The sequence below is a fragment of the Streptococcus hyovaginalis DSM 12219 genome, assembly GCF_000420785.1.
GTDB classification, from domain to species: Bacteria; Bacillota; Bacilli; order Lactobacillales; family Streptococcaceae; genus Streptococcus; species Streptococcus hyovaginalis.
Genome location: NZ_ATVP01000003.1, coordinates 55,247 through 71,059, shown reverse-complemented (window position 1 = coordinate 71,059; position 15,813 = coordinate 55,247). Strand labels below are relative to the sequence as shown.

The 15,813-nt window shown below is 38.5% G+C and carries 12 protein-coding genes and 1 pseudogene; 5 read left to right on the top strand and 8 right to left on the bottom strand.

Annotated features, from left to right (window positions below; genetic code table 11):
* Positions 1-214: 214 nt before the first annotated feature.
* Positions 215-1,465 (top strand): annotated as a pseudogene (locus tag G574_RS10705) (IS110 family RNA-guided transposase).
* 149 nt (positions 1,466-1,614) lie between these two features.
* On the opposite strand, the gene uidA reads toward G574_RS10705, so the two are convergent.
* The 4 genes from uidA to G574_RS0102660 all read right to left on the bottom strand — a co-directional run bounded on the left by uidA (position 1,615) and on the right by G574_RS0102660 (position 6,638).
* On the bottom strand, positions 1,615-3,408 hold the full coding sequence (gene uidA / locus G574_RS0102675) for a beta-glucuronidase (protein ID WP_029690854.1): 1,794 nt from the start codon (positions 3,406-3,408) through the stop codon (positions 1,615-1,617).
* Between the two features lie 12 nt (positions 3,409-3,420).
* Positions 3,421-4,458 (bottom strand): sugar kinase, encoded by a 1,038-nt coding sequence (locus tag G574_RS0102670; protein ID WP_084677569.1) that lies wholly within the window; start codon positions 4,456-4,458, stop codon positions 3,421-3,423.
* Positions 4,459-4,517: 59 nt separating this feature from the next.
* Complete coding sequence (locus G574_RS0102665) at positions 4,518-6,065, bottom strand: MFS transporter (protein ID WP_029690852.1); 1,548 nt, start codon at positions 6,063-6,065, stop codon at positions 4,518-4,520.
* Between the two features lie 177 nt (positions 6,066-6,242).
* A complete protein-coding gene (locus G574_RS0102660) occupies positions 6,243-6,638 on the bottom strand; it encodes a YwiB family protein (RefSeq protein ID WP_018380377.1) in 396 nt (131 codons plus the stop codon).
* Positions 6,639-6,739: 101 nt separating this feature from the next.
* On the opposite strand from G574_RS0102660, the gene G574_RS0102655 reads away from it, so the two are divergent.
* The 4 genes from G574_RS0102655 to G574_RS0102640 all read left to right on the top strand — a co-directional run bounded on the left by G574_RS0102655 (position 6,740) and on the right by G574_RS0102640 (position 11,384).
* On the top strand, positions 6,740-8,041 hold the full coding sequence (locus tag G574_RS0102655) for an HD domain-containing protein (protein ID WP_029690851.1): 1,302 nt from the start codon (positions 6,740-6,742) through the stop codon (positions 8,039-8,041).
* Positions 8,042-8,120: 79 nt separating this feature from the next.
* Positions 8,121-8,930, top strand: a complete 810-nt coding sequence (gene yidA / locus G574_RS0102650; protein WP_018380379.1) for a sugar-phosphatase — start codon at positions 8,121-8,123, stop codon at positions 8,928-8,930.
* Positions 8,930-10,150 (top strand): aminoacyltransferase, encoded by a 1,221-nt coding sequence (locus G574_RS0102645; RefSeq protein WP_029690850.1) that lies wholly within the window; start codon positions 8,930-8,932, stop codon positions 10,148-10,150. Before yidA ends, G574_RS0102645 begins: the two co-directional genes overlap by 1 nt.
* Before the next feature lies 1 nt (position 10,151).
* Positions 10,152-11,384 (top strand): aminoacyltransferase, encoded by a 1,233-nt coding sequence (locus tag G574_RS0102640; RefSeq protein ID WP_029690849.1) that lies wholly within the window; start codon positions 10,152-10,154, stop codon positions 11,382-11,384.
* A 520-nt stretch (positions 11,385-11,904) separates the two neighbouring features.
* Here G574_RS0102640 and tpiA read toward each other — a convergent pair.
* The 4 genes from tpiA to G574_RS0102620 form a co-directional block, all read right to left on the bottom strand.
* Positions 11,905-12,657, bottom strand: a complete 753-nt coding sequence (gene tpiA / locus G574_RS0102635) for a triose-phosphate isomerase (protein WP_029690848.1) — start codon at positions 12,655-12,657, stop codon at positions 11,905-11,907.
* 335 nt (positions 12,658-12,992) lie between these two features.
* Positions 12,993-14,189: an elongation factor Tu gene (gene tuf / locus G574_RS0102630; protein WP_029690847.1), complete on the bottom strand. Its 1,197-nt coding sequence runs from the start codon at positions 14,187-14,189 to the stop codon at positions 12,993-12,995.
* Positions 14,190-14,318: 129 nt separating this feature from the next.
* On the bottom strand, positions 14,319-15,287 hold the full coding sequence (locus G574_RS0102625; protein WP_029690846.1) for an anti sigma factor C-terminal domain-containing protein: 969 nt from the start codon (positions 15,285-15,287) through the stop codon (positions 14,319-14,321).
* Positions 15,265-15,777 (bottom strand): RNA polymerase sigma factor, encoded by a 513-nt coding sequence (locus G574_RS0102620; protein WP_026217580.1) that lies wholly within the window; start codon positions 15,775-15,777, stop codon positions 15,265-15,267. The genes G574_RS0102625 and G574_RS0102620 overlap by 23 nt, the downstream gene beginning before the upstream one ends.
* Between the last annotated feature and the right edge of the window lie 36 nt (positions 15,778-15,813).

Here is a 15,813-nt window from a genome sequence, read left to right as displayed (position 1 = left end):
CTTGTTCTCCTTGTTGCTTAGACTTCATTTTAAAGTCTGTTACCCAAGCGTTGTCCCTACTTCCAACACACTAGCTGTTTCCATTACGCTCACTTCTGTACGTAGTAGCGTACAGGCGGCAGGTGAGCTAGTGATTAGAATTCTCTTATGCGAGGCTGTTGGTCCAACGTGTTTCTGGGAACCTTACAGTAGTCAAGAATCTTTCCAAATACAAATGAAATGTTTTGTCGGCTTAGACGTTAGCTCTACCAAATTAGATGTCTGTATCATGCTGAGTGATACAACAACTCCCTTTACAGCTTCTCTTCCTAATGACCTAGTAGGTGCTTCTGAAATCAAGAAACAAATTCTCGAACTCAATGACATCTATTCGTTTGAACGCATCGTCATTGGAATGGAAGCCACCAGTCTCTACAGCTTTCACCCTGCCATGTTTTTTCATGAAGACAGCGACTTGAAAGCTCTAAAGGTTGAAGTCATGGTCGAACAACCCAATAAGATTAAGAAATACCGGGAGGCCTTTGAAGAAAACAAGAATGATACCCTTGATGCCTTCTACATTGCCGATTATTTCCGTATTGAGCGATTCTCACCTGCTTTTCTCAAGTAAGAGAAATACATGGCGCTCCAGCACTTGACCAGAACCAGGCTTCAACTCATTGAGCAGTTGACCAAGACCAAGCAGCACTTTATTGAGAACATCTACTACAAGTGCAATACCTTATCAACTGAAATCAAGAATGAGAATCTAACGAATTCTCTTTGGTCTAGCACAATCATCTCTCTAATGACAGAAGACTACTCCCTAGACGAATTAGCCACTATTGCTCTCGAAGATCTGGCAGAATTTCTTCAGAAGCTAGGAAGAGGACGATTCAAAGCGCCTGAAAAGCTAGCTAAAGCCATTCAAGCGGCCATTCGTGGTTCTTATCGCCTGCCTAAGCTCCAACAGGATTCTGTCAATGTCATTCTTGGGCTATTGGCTAGAGAAATCAGAAATCTGGAACAAATGATTAAGGATATTGATAAAGCTATTGAAGACATGGTCGAAGTCATTCCTGAATACCAGTGTTTAACTTCTGTGCCTGGTGTTGGTAAAGTTTACGCTGCAGGAATTATCGCTGAAATTGGACAGATTGAACGCTTTAAAGACCATCCTCAAGTCGCTAAATATGCAGGATTGAATTGGAAACAGAATCAATCTGGGAACACTAACTCTCAAAATACGAAACTTGTAAAACGAGGCAACCGCTATCTCCGTTATTACTTAGTTGAAGCCGCCAACTCAGTGAGGCGACATGATAGTGAGTATCAAACCTTTTACATGAAGAAGTATCAAGAAGTTCCTAAACATCAACACAAACGAACCATCGTCTTAACCGCTAGAAAATTTGTGCGTCTGGTGGATGCGGTACTACACAGCCAACTCTATACGCCACCAAGGAGACTTATGGAAGATAAGTGATTATCGCACAAGTCCTGGATAAGCTGGTGAAAAAAGCGATTTTCACTAGGTGTTTTTAGTGCACCCTTTTTTCTAAAAAATCAACTAAAAATTAATCAACTTTCTATTGACTTTTTACCACTAGACTTAAACCTTTTATGGCTATTATACTACTTTTTAGCTTTATAACCATAATTCGGAACACTATCCCAGCGTTTTTTAAAACTCCTAACAATACTCTTTGGCTGACGATTTCTTGAAAACAGTCCTTTGTGATTACCTTGTACTCTCAGTATCATCAGATTTGTTTCAAAATCAGCAAAATTCCACACTTGCTCACCTACGAGATTGGCAATTTCATCAAAGACTTTATGATTCATATCATAAAAATCAATTTGGAATTCTTCTGTATAAGGGATATTCCACATGGAATGAAGACCTGGAAGGGTATCTGCTCCGTATTCTGTCATGATGATTGGTTTATCTGGATAAAGCGCTTGCCAATCTTCTAACTCTTTCCGCAAGCCTTCTTCTGCTTTTTTCAAATCACCGTGATGCACATACCAGCCGTAATAGCGGTTAAGGCAAATAACATCAACCAAATCCATAACTTTATCATGTTCTGGATCAGCCATCATGATATTAACCAAGGTTACAGGGCGTTTTTCAGGATCTAAATCCTTGTATAGCTTAATTAGGGGTTCAAAGTACTCGTGCGCCCCGTCTTCATGACTCGCTGGCTCATTAGCCACGACCCACATAACAACCGAAGGATGATTCTTATCTCTTTGAACCAATTCGCTAATCACTTGTTCATGGGCCGCTTTCGTCTCTAAACGTTTCCACGTCTCATTGCCTCCTCGAGATGCATCTAGCGAAGCATTAAAATTGTGGAAAAGCCCGACAGCAGGAACTTCATCGATAACAACAATCCCTAGTCTATCAGCTAAGCGCATCATCTCTTCAGAATAAGGATAATGTGAGGTTCTAAAGGAATTGGCACCGATTTCTTTAAGCAAGTTTAAATCAAGCAAATTAGCTGCCTCATTCAACCCACGACCATTGATAAAGGTATCTTCATGTTTTCCGAAACCTTTAAAGTAAAAAGGTTTTTCATTAATAAAGAATTGACCGTCCGCCACTCGAACACTTCGGATACCAAACGGCTCATCATAAACATCTAAAACCTTACCATCCTTGATAAGTTCAACATGTGCAGTGTAAAGATAAGCATCCAAAACTTCCCATAGACGAACATCTAGCAGCTCAGCCTGCCCATTTTCCAAGACGGCAACTTCTTGTTGATTTTCATCAAAAATACTTACTTTAACATCATCGACAGGCTGACTGCTGGTCACATCCACTTTTACAACAGCAGAAGTCATATCATCAGATAGTTGGCTCGTGACAACAAGATCTGAAAGATGGATTTTAGGGCGAATCACTAACTTCACTGGGCGATGAATCCCCGCATAGTTGAAGAAATCAAAGTTCTCCTGAACTTTCTTTTTAAGGCTACCATCTTCTTGAAGTTCTTCGCTATAATTCCCAACTGGCAACGTCGTATAATTGAGTTCATTATTTGCACAGATAGAAACTTTGAGACGACTTTCTTTCATCAAATGATCAGGAATAAGCACCTCAAACGGTGTAAAGCCGCCGCGATGTTCTCCAAGCAATTCCCCATTCACATAGACTTTGGCATAATGAGTTACAGAACCAAAGCGTAAAACAGCTTCTTGCTCTTTGGTAATATCAGGAATCTCAACAAAACGTTCATACCAAAAATCACCAATATAATCTCGCTTAGCTTGATCTACAAGCACATCGTTAAAAGAGGTCGGAACAGTCATAACCTCATCTGAAGCTAAGAGCTCTTGGGGATTATGGTCACCAAGTTTAAAATTCCATAAACCATTTAAATCATAAACATTACGTGTTTTCGTTAAAATTGGGTATAACATATCTTTTTCTCCTTATCGTTTAATATCCAAGTCACCTTTTTTCATAAACTGTTCAATATCATCTTTAGTGACGATATTGATGTCACCTTCAATGGTATGTTTAAATTTGAAGCTAGCCATACCGAGTTCTAAAACTTCTGGAACTGAAACATTTTCAAGCAATCCATAAATAATCCCAGCCGTATAGGCATCGCCAGTTCCTACGCGATCCAAAACTTGAATAGCCTCCCTATCCGTTTCATGTAGGATAGCTTCTTGAGCATCATAGAGGTAAGCTTTTAACAAGTACTCATTCGTTGCGCCAATTTCTCTTTCTGTAAAGGCGATGTATTTCAAACCATACCGATCAGCCATTGTCTCTAAAACGGTTAACAGAACCTCACGATCTTTGTAAGGTCTCGTCAATCCTAACTCATCCTTCAAATCCCCTCCTTTATCCGTCAATAGGGAAACAGGTTCAATCCCGATACAGACATCCGCCAGAGCAACCAACTTAGACAGATCGTCACGCGCTTGTTGAAAAGAGTCCCAAAGGCTTTCTCGGTAATTTAAATCAAATGAAATAGGGATATTTTTTTCCTTTGCCTTAGTCATTAAAGCAAGAGCAATAGCGTAAATATTGGGATTCAAAGCTACCGTTATGCCACTAACATGAAGCCAATCCATATCCTCAACAATAGCCTCTAAATCATAATCTGATAATTGCGACTCGTAAAATGACGAGAACTTGCGATCATAAAGAACACGACTATTTCTTAGGGAAAAACCTTTTTGATAGTAATAAATCCCCAATCTATCCCCACTTTTCACCAAATGTTCTTGTCCAATTTGGTGAGCAAATAAGAATGATTCTGCCATATGTCCCAAGTCATTATCAGGAATAGCTGACACCAGAGAAACCGTATGCCCTAATTGCCCCAAAGTCGATAGAACATTCAATTCAGATCCACCAAACTGACAGTCTAATTGAGTAGCCTGTGTCAATGTTTGATGTTGTGGGGGCGACAATCTTAACATGATTTCACCAAATGCAACAACTTTTTTCTTCAATTTTCTATCCTCCTTTAGTATAAAAGCAGTTGCTTCAAAAAGGGCAACTGCAATTCATTTTATTTATCATCTACTGGATATTTTGATAAATCAACATAATCCATATCTGACAATGGAACATTTTTAGCAATAGCCATCGCACGTTCTTTATCACGAGCCGCTTTCATCGTATGAATTTTTTCTTGAATTTGAACCATCGTTTCTTTATCAAGTTTATAGAATTTCATCAAGAAAAGTGAGACCAGTAAGAAAACTGCTGGGATAATGGCAAATAAAATAATTGTCATCATTTTCAACTCTGGTGTCAAAGGTGTTTCTGCCGTTGGATAGTCTTTGGCAAAACCAATTGAAGTAAGAGCCCAACCCACAACCATCGGTGCAAAAGAAGATGCCACTGAATCCGTTAATGAGAAAATGGTTCCAATCATACCTGAAACATACCGCCCTGAGACAGACGTTTCATAGTCTGAAATATCAGCTCCCATCGTCAAAACAAGACCTGACGGTGCTGATGAGAAGTAACGTGCAAAGATATAGGCAATAACAAAAGCAACGCTATACGGTGTCCATTTTGTAAAGCTCAAGCCACCTTGTTCACCGAAGAAAAGAAGAGCCCCCATAGCCATTAAACCAACGATACCAATCTGCAGAGCTAAAATATAAGCACTTCGAAGCCCTCTTTTACGCGCCACACTGGCTGCAAAGGTTGTTACGAGTATATTTGGTATGACCATCATCGCTGAGATAGCACCAGATAGGGCATAGTTACCAAAAAGAATCCCAAAGAGCATGACAGTGACAACAGCATCACCAAACAATTGTGTACAGAATTTAACAAGAGCGGCAGACAAGGAAAGGACTTGCAAAGGTTTATTTCCTTTAATAACTTGCCAGTAATCTTTGAGTGATGTTTTCTTGTTTTTCTCACCACCTAGTCCAAAGTATTTAGAATTATCTTTTTTCCAAATACCAATAATGGCAAATACGGCAAGGACTGCTGAAATAAGGATAACCTCCCACATCAACTCAATAAAGAAACTTTCCGTAAAGCCGCCATGTTTTTTGACTAAATAACTAGAAACGACAATCTGACTTCCTGAAAATAAAATAGCTGTCATGATACCATCAACAATGTTAAAGATAGGACGTTGCTTGGGATCATTAGTAAGAGCAGTTTGACCAGCTTTGGTAATGGTTTGTTGCATAGAATAACCAATTTTATGGATAATTAAAGCCACAATAAACAATGGCATAACCATTCCTTTACCAAAATGATGGATATTGAACAAGAATAGAAATGATAGAGCTGTAATCAAGTTACCTAAGACAAGAATAGGACGATATTTACCAAATTTAGTATTCGTCTTATCAATTAAGGCACCGATAGCTGGGTCAATAAACCCGTCAAAAATACGAATATAACCCATCAACTGACTAACAAAAATAGCCGCTAAACCAAGGACACCTGTAGAAAAATAAGCAACAAAACTAAAGGCTACCAGATAAATATTGGTAGACGTATTATTTGCCGCAAATAAAATAATCTGCCACAGTTTCGCCCGATTGTAGGTAACATCTTCACTTCGATCTTTTTTATGACTCATCATAAGTCGCCTCCTTGAAGCTTTCTTGTGAAAGCGTTTTTATTTACCTATATTCTATTATTCATCAGATGATTTGTCAATATATTTTTTGTTTAAAGTTAAAAAAAGAGTGTTTTTTAGCAAAAACACTCTAAATTCATCTGATAATTATTGTTTGAGATTACTTTTATAGACTATCCTTTATTTCGCTTCCCAGCGTAAACGCATCTGATAGTCTGCCAAGGCTTCTTCTGCTTCAGGATGGGGTAACAGTTGGTAATGAAGTATTAACTCCTGAGCAGATTGATTCAGTTCAAATTGTGTGGTTTTAGTAACCAAACGCTGCAATCCTAACGGAGACGGGATTTGGGCTGCCGCAAAATTTCCATTTTCAAATTTCATAATGCTCTGAGGCTTGCTAAAACGAGTAACCATCAACTCTTCTTCGTTAAACTTAAGAACCACCCGCTCTTTTTCCGAATTAGTATAAATGAGATAAGAAAACTCACCTTTTTCCTTATACTCCCCATCTGCTTCCTCATGAACCATATCAAGGTCATGATCCATCATAATTTTGTTATCAATGATAATTTTCATAAAAGCTTCCTTCAATTTAGTCTTTACATTGTACCAATTTATGAGGATTCCAGCAATTTTTGCTATAATAAAATCAACTTATGCCATTGAAAGGATATGCTATGAAAGAAAAAGTTTTCCGCGATCCCATCCACAATTACATCCATGTGAAAGAGCCTATCATTGCACAATTAATCGATTCCAAAGAATTCCAACGCCTACGTCGTATTAAACAAGTCCCTACAACTTCTTATACTTTTCACGGAGCCGAGCACAACCGCTTCTCCCACTGTCTTGGTGTTTATGATATTGCCCGTCGTGTAACAGAGATTTTCGAACAACAATACGCTGATAAATGGAATCCCGAAGAATCTCTCATTACAATGGTAGCAGGCTTGCTTCATGACATTGGACATGGTGCCTATTCCCATACTTTCGAGTTACTCTTTGAGACAGACCACGAAGCCTACACACAGGAAATCATTACCAATCCAGAAACCGAAGTCAACGCTATCCTGCGTCAAGTATCGCCTGATTTCCCAGAAAAAGTCGCCAGTGTCATTGACCATACCTATGCTAACAAACAGGTTGTTCAACTCATTTCCAGCCAAATCGACTGTGACCGCATGGACTACTTACTTCGTGACTCCTACTACACTGGCACTTCCTACGGACAGTTTGATTTAACAAGGATTTTACGCGTTATTCAACCTGTTGAAAATGGTATTGTTTTTGCTAAAAATGGCATGCACGCCGTAGAGGATTATCTGATTGGCCGTTACCAAATGTATATGCAAGTTTATTTTCACCCCGCCAGTCGTGCTATGGAAGTTCTCTTGCAAAATCTTTTAAAACGTGCTAAATTTCTTTATCAAAATCATCCACAATACTTTCAACAGACATCTCCAAATCTCATCCCATTCTTCGAAAAAAATCCCAGTCTAGCAAACTACCTAGCTCTAGACGATGGTGTCATGAATACCTATTTTCAAAGCTGGATAACTAGTGAAGACAGCATTCTAAAAGACTTGGCTAGCCGATTCATCAATCGCAAGCTCTTAACTTCAATTAGTTTTGATGAGGAAAATGCGTCGCAGTTAAATGAAATGATAAAATTAGTGAGGCAGACCGGATTTGATCCCGATTACTACACAGGCATTCACATCAATCTAGACTTGCCTTACGATGTCTATAAACCTAAAAGCAACAAACCACGTACACAGATAGATATCGCTGAAAAAGATGGAAGCAAAGAAGAGTTATCAGCCTTATCACCACTAGTAGCATCTTTATCGGGTAATATCCATGGTGACCGACGATTTTACTTTCCAAAAGAAATGTTGCAAACAGATGATTTATTCACACAAGACAAGGTAAACTTCCAAAAATTTATCTCTAATGGCCACCTGACCAGCACCCCATAATCTAAGCTCTGCCATGACAAAATGGCAGTTTTTTAGTAAACTAGATAGGAAGCACTTTTTACGGAAAAAGGAGACGACTATGTCTATCAAACTTGTTGCCATTGACATCGATGGCACTTTATTAAATGAAAACAGAGAAATCACACCCGAAGTTTTTGCTGCCATTCAGGATGCTAAAGCAGCTGGTGTTAAAATTATCATCACAACAGGACGTCCTATTGCAGGTGTTACAACAATGCTTGATGAACTCAATCTGCGTGACAAAGGTGATTATGTCATTACCTTCAATGGCGGACTGGTTCAAGAAACAGATACAGGTTCTGATATTGTCAAGGTTCCTCTTTCATATGAAGAGTACCTTGACATCGAGCTAATGGCGAGAAAACTCGGTGTTCATATGCACGCCATTACAAAAGACGGCATTTATACAGCCAACCGCGATATTGGAAAATACACTATCCATGAAGCAACCTTGGTGGATATGCCTGTTTATTACCGCACACCAGAGGAAATGGCAAATAAAGAAATCGTTAAAATCATGTTTATCGATGAGCCAGAGGTTCTTGACGCAGCGATTGCTAACATCCCAGAAGATTTTGCAAATCGCTTCATGTTGGTTAAGTCCAAACCATTCTACCTTGAAGTTGTCGATAAAGGTGTCAGCAAAGGCAATGCTATCAAAGCACTTGCTAAACAACTTGGAATTTCTATGGAAGAGACTATGGCTATTGGTGATGAGGAAAATGACCGCGCCATGCTTGAAGTTGTAGGAACGCCAGTTGTGATGGAAAACGGTGTGCCAGAACTCAAAAAAATCGCTAAGTACATTACCAAATCAAATGAAGAATCTGGCGTCGCACATGCTATTAGAGAGTGGGTATTAAACTAATGACATATTCTGTAAAAATCGGTATTTCTGCTGAAGAACACGATCAGTTTGTAATCAATCATCCACTGACTAATATACTACAATCTAGTTCCTGGGCTAATATTAAAGATACTTGGGGAAATGATCGTATCGGTTTCTACGAAAATGATCAATTAGTGGCAGTCGCTTCTGTACTAGTCCAACCACTTCCTTTTGGATTTACCATGATTTATATCCCTCGTGGTCCCGTTATGGATTATGGCAACAAAGAACTCCTCACATTTGTCATTGAACACTTGAAAAAATACGGTAAAAAGAAAAAAGCGCTTTTTATCAAGTGTGACCCCTTTATTCTCTTAGCCGATCATAAAGTCGATGAAGAATCCAGCGACAAGACTTTCGGTCAGCAAGTTATCAACAATTTGATCGATGCCGGTGCTGAATGGACAGGGAGAACTGAGGATTTGGCGCAAAATATCCAGCCTCGTTTTCAAGCAAATATATATGCTGATGCCTTTTCCGAAGCTGCTCTCCCTAAGAAAATCCGCCAAAGCATTCGCACATCACGCAATAAAGGTGTTGAGATCATCTTTGGCGGTATGGATTTAGTCGATGATTTTGCTAAATTAATGAAGAAGACTGAGGATCGTAAACAGATTCATTTACGCGGGAAAGACTACTACCAAAAGTTGCTTGAAACTTATGGTGATCAAGCCTTTATCACCATGGCAACCGTCAATCTCCAAGAACGTTTAGAACTAATACAAGAGAACCTGAATGCAGCCTTAAAACTGCACGAATCCTTTACCGAGGAAACTCCCCAAAATAAGGTCAAATCAACCGAAAACGATATCAAGCGTTACCAAAAAGATATTGCCTTTTTCAAGGATAAATTGTCTAAAGGGCAAGAAATCGTTCCATTAGCAGCAACATTGTCACTTAACTATGGCCAAACATCAGAAAATATTTATGCTGGAATGGATGAGAACTACAGACAGTTTAACGCCCCTTTACTGACTTGGTTCGAAACAGCTCAACATGCCTTTGAAATGGGAGCAAGATGGCAAAACATGGGAGGAATTGAAAACAAACTCGATGGTGGCTTGTATCAATTCAAATCCAAATTCAATCCTATGATCGAAGAATTTGTGGGCGAATTCAATATCCCCGTCAATCCATTGCTTTACCGTCTATCCAACATCGCCTATACCTTACGCAAAAAATTAAGGAGCAAACATTAAAATGCCTGTTAAAGAATTAACTTGGGAGATTTTCGATAACTTTGTAAACCAAGCCAGACATCGAAGTTTTGAACAATCTTCAGAAATGGGATATCTTTTAGAAAAAAGAGGCTATCAGGTTTCTCCTATTGGTTACGTTGATAATAACGATCTCGTTCAAGTCGCAGCAATCTTATATAGCACCCCTGTCGCTGGTGGCCTTTATTCGGAAATTCACTACGGTCCAGTATTTGACGATATTAAATACCTCCAGCCATTTCTTGAAGGTTTAAAAGCATTTGTCAAACAACATAACACTATTGAACTTGCTGTTAAACCTTATGATAGCTATCAAAATTATGATGATAATGGCAATGAAATATCAGATAAAAACCAAGAGTTACTGGCTATCTTTGAAGAAGCTGGCTACCAGTTTCAAGGGTTAACAAGTGGTTTTAAAAGTAGCGACTGGCATTATGTCAAATCTTTAGAAAATATTGAACCAACCAAACTTTTAAATAGTTTCAGCAAAAAAGGTAAAGCACTTGTCAAAAAGGCTAATACTTTTGGTACAACTATTCGTCAACTTGAACGTCATGAATTAGATATGTTCAAAAAGGTCACCTCTGCTACTTCTGATCGTCGCGATTACGATGATAAACCTCTGGAATACTATGAATACCTCTACGATGGCTTTAAAGATAAGGCTAAATTTCTTGTAGCAAGCTTAAACTTTCAAGATTATCTCAATCACTTAACAACAGATCAAGAAAAATTAAAAGCTAAGATTACTAAACTTGAAAAGGACCTAGGAAAAAATCCTAACTCAGAGAAAAAACGGAATCAGCACCGTGAATTTAGCAGTCAATCAGAAACTTTTGATACTCGAAAAGCGGAAGCTAAAGAATTGATCAGTAAATACGGAAATGAAGATGTCGTGCTAGCAGGCAGTCTCTTTATCCAAATGCCACAAGAAACAACCTATTTCTTTAGTGGCTCTTATCCTGAATTCAATAAATTCTATGCACCTGCCCTGCTTCAAGAATATATTATGAAAGATAGTATTGAACGTGGCATTAAAAACTATAATCTTTTGGGCGTTGAAGGCACCTTTGACGGGAGCGATGGAATCCTACGTTTTAAACAAAATTTCAACGGTTACATTGAAAGAAGACCAGGCAGCTTCAACTACTACCCAAAACCACTCAAATACAAAGCTTATCAAGTCTTAAAAACACTCTTAAGGCGAAATTAAAGGTAAACTGATAAATAGCAAAGGCTTAGCAATCTCGTTTTTGATAACGTGTTGCTAAGCCTTTTACTGTATTCATCAACTGCCTCTGATTTCATATCCTACGTTTATCTCTCAGAGAACTACCACCGTCTTTCTAAAAATAGGATATCACAAAATATAAATAGTTATCAGACCTATAGTAGTTTCCTATTTGTTAATATCAGACGTCTTTAACTGAAAGTCTGACAACTGCTACTGGCATGATTTAGTAACTTTCAATTTGAAGAATACTGCAGAATTTTTATCAGAAGAACTAACTGTCTCCTATTCAAATAAATTAACTAACGAAATAGGAAAGAAAACGTCTAATCATTTTCAGTTATCTATCAACAGGGATATAAGCTACAACTTCACCATGATAAGCTGGTAGCAATGACAGCATTAAACTGAATTCGATGAAAATATTATAATAAATCTTGCTGTTTATGGAACAGCAAAAAAACAACCCAACCGAAGTTGAGTTGTTTGCTAAAAAGTTAGCTTAGAATTCAAGCAATGCCAAGAAGCTTTCTGCTTCAAGTGAGGCACCACCAACAAGTGCGCCATCAACATCTTCACATGCCATGTATGAAGCAACGTTTTCAGGTTTTACTGAACCACCGTATTGAACGCGAACTTTGTCCGCAACTTCTTGTCCAAAATCTGCAGCAACGACATCACGAACAGCTTTACACATTTTTTGAGCATCATCTTGAGTTGCTGATTTACCAGTACCGATAGCCCAGATGGGCTCGTAAGCAATCACAAGTGAAGCCACTTGTTCAGCTGACAAATCTTTAAGAGCTGCTGAAACTTGTGCCCCTACGAACTCTTCAGCTTTACCAGCTTCATAAGTTTCAAGAGACTCACCACAACAGATAATAGGTGTCATGCCATTTTTAAAGATAGCATGCGCTTTTTTATTGATGTCTTCATCAGTTTCATGGAAATAGTCACGACGCTCTGAGTGACCAATAACAACATAATTGACACCCATTTCAGACAATACTTTTGGAGATGTTTCACCAGTGAAGGCACCAGCATCCTCAAAATAGCAGTTTTGAGCAGCAACTTTGAGTTCAGAATCCTTAGCGAACCACAATAAAGCATTCAAGTCAACAGCTGGTGCAGCAATAGCTGCTTCCACTTTATCTTCAGCTGGTAATTTCCCTGCAATAGCTTCCACAAATGCTTGAGCTTCTTGAGGATTTTTATTCATTTTCCAGTTTCCGGCAATGATTGGTTTACGTGACATTTCACATACCTCTTCTAATTTTATTGTACCATTATATTTTATCATAAAATGACCGTAATTTAAAGAAATTGCTTGAATAAAGTTAGTCCTTTCACAAATTAGTTTCAAACACCTACAAGCAAGATTACCTCCGTCTTAGAAAACTTCCAATTATAAAAATGTTTGTATAGACTAAGACAGGGAAATACACTAAAAACCCATATCAACTTTCTATAGACCCATATGTAGTTCTTCTACAGATAGCAAAGAAATCAAAAAAGCACCCCTTGACGGAGTGCTTCAATTAGAAGTTGTCTGACTCTAATTGTTATTTTGGGAAAACTTAATGTATAAAATTAAGCTTCGATTTCTGAAACGATACCTGAACCAACGGTACGTCCACCTTCACGGATAGAGAAAGTAGTACCTTGTTCAACGGCGATTGGGTGGATCAATTCAACGTCAATAGTAACGTTATCACCAGGCATAACCATTTCAGTACCTGCTGGTAATTCGATTGAACCAGTTACGTCAGTTGTACGGAAGTAGAACTGTGGACGGTAGTTGTTGAAGAATGGTGTGTGACGTCCACCTTCTTCTTTAGTAAGGATATAAACTTCACCTTTGAATTTAGTGTGTGGGTTGATTGAACCTGGTTTAGCAAGTACTTGACCACGTTCGATCTCATCACGTTGAACACCACGAAGAAGGACACCAACGTTATCACCAGCAAGACCTTCATCAAGTTGTTTACGGAACATTTCAACACCAGTAACAACTGCTTTAGTGATTTCGTCTTTGATACCAACGATTTCAACTTCGTCGTTGACACGTACAGTACCACGATCGATACGACCTGAAGCCACAGTACCACGACCAGTGATTGAGAATACGTCCTCGACTGGAAGAAGCAATGGTTTGTCAGTATCACGTTCTGGTTCTGGAATGTAAGAGTCAACAGTTGACATCAATTCCATGATAACATCTTCTTGAGCTGTATCACCTTCAAGCGCTTTAAGAGCTGAACCTTGAATAACTGGAAGATCATCACCTGGGAAATCGTATTCTGAAAGAAGGTCACGGATTTCCATTTCAACCAACTCAAGCAACTCTTCATCGTCAACCAAGTCAACTTTGTTCATGAAAACGATAAGGTTTTTAACACCAACTTGGCGTGAAAGAAGGATGTGCTCACGAGTTTGTGGCATTGGTCCGTCAGTTGACGCAACTACAAGAATAGCTCCGTCCATTTGAGCGGCACCAGTGATCATGTTTTTAACGTAGTCCGCGTGTCCTGGAGCGTCGATGTGAGCGTAGTGACGAGCTTCAGTTTCATACTCAACGTGTGCAGTGTTGATTGTGATACCGCGTTCGCGTTCTTCTGGAGCAGCATCGATAGACGCATAGTCTTTAGGTTGGTTAACTGCTGAAGGCAAGCGACGTGCCAATACAGTTGTGATAGCTGCTGTCAATGTAGTTTTACCGTGGTCAACGTGTCCGATTGTACCAATGTTAACGTGTGGTTTACTACGATCGTATTTTTCTTTTGCCATTTTAGGAAAAGCCTCCAATAAAATATATTTTATAGATAGACAGTAGGCAATACGGTCTAACTTTACCCTCTTATTCTATCAAAATGTCGCAGAATTGCAAGTCTTTTGTGCCTTTTTCACTATTTTCACCTATTTTGTGAGGTGATGATATGGTTGAATTTGAACTGATTGACCAATATTAGATGCAAAAATCCAGTCTCTATCTTTCATTTTAGCTAAATTTTCAGAGCGTCCACTAATCAAAATTCCTGAAAAAGTAGCATCTTTGAGGGTCTTATTCGTTTTTACGTAAGCATTAGCCTCATCCTTAATCAGCACCCTCTTCTCTCCATCACTACCATAGCTACTGTCTAACCATAATGATTGACTTCCTTTCTTCAGATGGTGTCGGAACTGCTTGAAAGCGCTAGGAGATAGCCTCCCTTCATCGTCTCCCATAACCCCTAAAGTATTATCCATAGCAAATTCTGTTGTGTCGAATTGGCTTTTACTACCAATCCAGTACCAGTTGACTAACACATTTTTAGGAACCATTTTCTGAATTTCTGAGTAAGTGTAGGGTTTGTCAAAGGTCACAGCTACTTCGACTGCTTGATTAGGCATTTTTTGGATAACATTCAAATCCTGCGTCACCACTGGATCTACTTCGTCTGTATAAGAATGATTTATATTGTAAAAAACTGGTATTTTAAGCTGTTGTCCTTGACTATATACACCCGTATTTTTAGAATCCCATAAGCCCCAAGAAGTGCTGTCATGGCTTGATGCTTGTGTTAGAGAGTACTTAACCTTCATTGGTTCAAAAGGAACTTCAATCCCATCAATATTTTTGACACGATTAGATTGAAACTCTCCAGAAAATAAACCCGAAGCATTAAAATAATAATTTTTATAAAACATATTTGGGTAGGCAATATGATTCAGGAATTCATAGCGTTCTAAAATACGCTGTCCATTCTTGCTGGTTAACTCTACCAAACCTTTAACTGCTAATCCCAAGAACAAGGTAGCAAGTAGCGCAGCATAAATTGCTGTTTTTATTGTATGCTTGCGTTTTGATTTTTTAGCTATTTTTTCAAAATGACTTAGTGAATTCATAAGTTTTCCCTTCTTTCTCTATCAATTTTTTTAATTGTTTTCTAGCTCTAGATAATCGCATTTTTACCGTTGCTTGCCGAATGTCTAGCAAACCACTTATTTCTTTAATGGAAAAATCTTGGAAATAAAAGAGATCAATGACAAGAAAATAAGTTTCAGGCAATTGTTTTAAAATCTCTTCTAAATCACTAGTATCTTCCTGATCGAAAGGGGTTAGCGCAGATTGGGTAAAAAATTCTTTTCTTAAAATACTTTGGTAAGTCATATGACGTCGATAGTTATCAATGTATTTTCGAATGGCTGTCCGATACATCCAGGCACGCAATTTTTCAAAAGGTAAATCAATATCACTTTCTAGTAATTTGACAAATAAATCTTGCGAAATGTCATCAGCATCTGCCTTCAAAGCACCTCCTTTTTGCAAATAAAACGAAATCTCTTTGGCTATTTCGACTAGACTTTCTTCGTAATCATCCAATTTCACGCTTATCCCTCACCACCTTTCACTAATATAACGATTCACAAC

Bases quoted from the DNA above. Each gene is read 5' to 3' on its own strand.
- uidA (WP_029690854.1), bottom strand. From the start codon at position 3,408: ATGTTATACCCAATTTTAACGAAAACACGTAATGTTTATGATTTAAAT.
- G574_RS0102665 (WP_029690852.1), bottom strand. From the start codon at position 6,065: ATGATGAGTCATAAAAAAGATCGAAGTGAAGATGTTACCTACAATCGG.
- G574_RS0102660 (WP_018380377.1), bottom strand. From the start codon at position 6,638: ATGAAAATTATCATTGATAACAAAATTATGATGGATCATGACCTTGAT.
- G574_RS0102655 (WP_029690851.1), top strand. From the start codon at position 6,740: ATGAAAGAAAAAGTTTTCCGCGATCCCATCCACAATTACATCCATGTG.
- yidA (WP_018380379.1), top strand. From the start codon at position 8,121: ATGTCTATCAAACTTGTTGCCATTGACATCGATGGCACTTTATTAAAT.
- G574_RS0102645 (WP_029690850.1), top strand. From the start codon at position 8,930: ATGACATATTCTGTAAAAATCGGTATTTCTGCTGAAGAACACGATCAG.
- G574_RS0102640 (WP_029690849.1), top strand. From the start codon at position 10,152: ATGCCTGTTAAAGAATTAACTTGGGAGATTTTCGATAACTTTGTAAAC.
- tpiA (WP_029690848.1), bottom strand. From the start codon at position 12,657: ATGTCACGTAAACCAATCATTGCCGGAAACTGGAAAATGAATAAAAAT.
- tuf (WP_029690847.1), bottom strand. From the start codon at position 14,189: ATGGCAAAAGAAAAATACGATCGTAGTAAACCACACGTTAACATTGGT.
- G574_RS0102625 (WP_029690846.1), bottom strand. From the start codon at position 15,287: ATGAATTCACTAAGTCATTTTGAAAAAATAGCTAAAAAATCAAAACGC.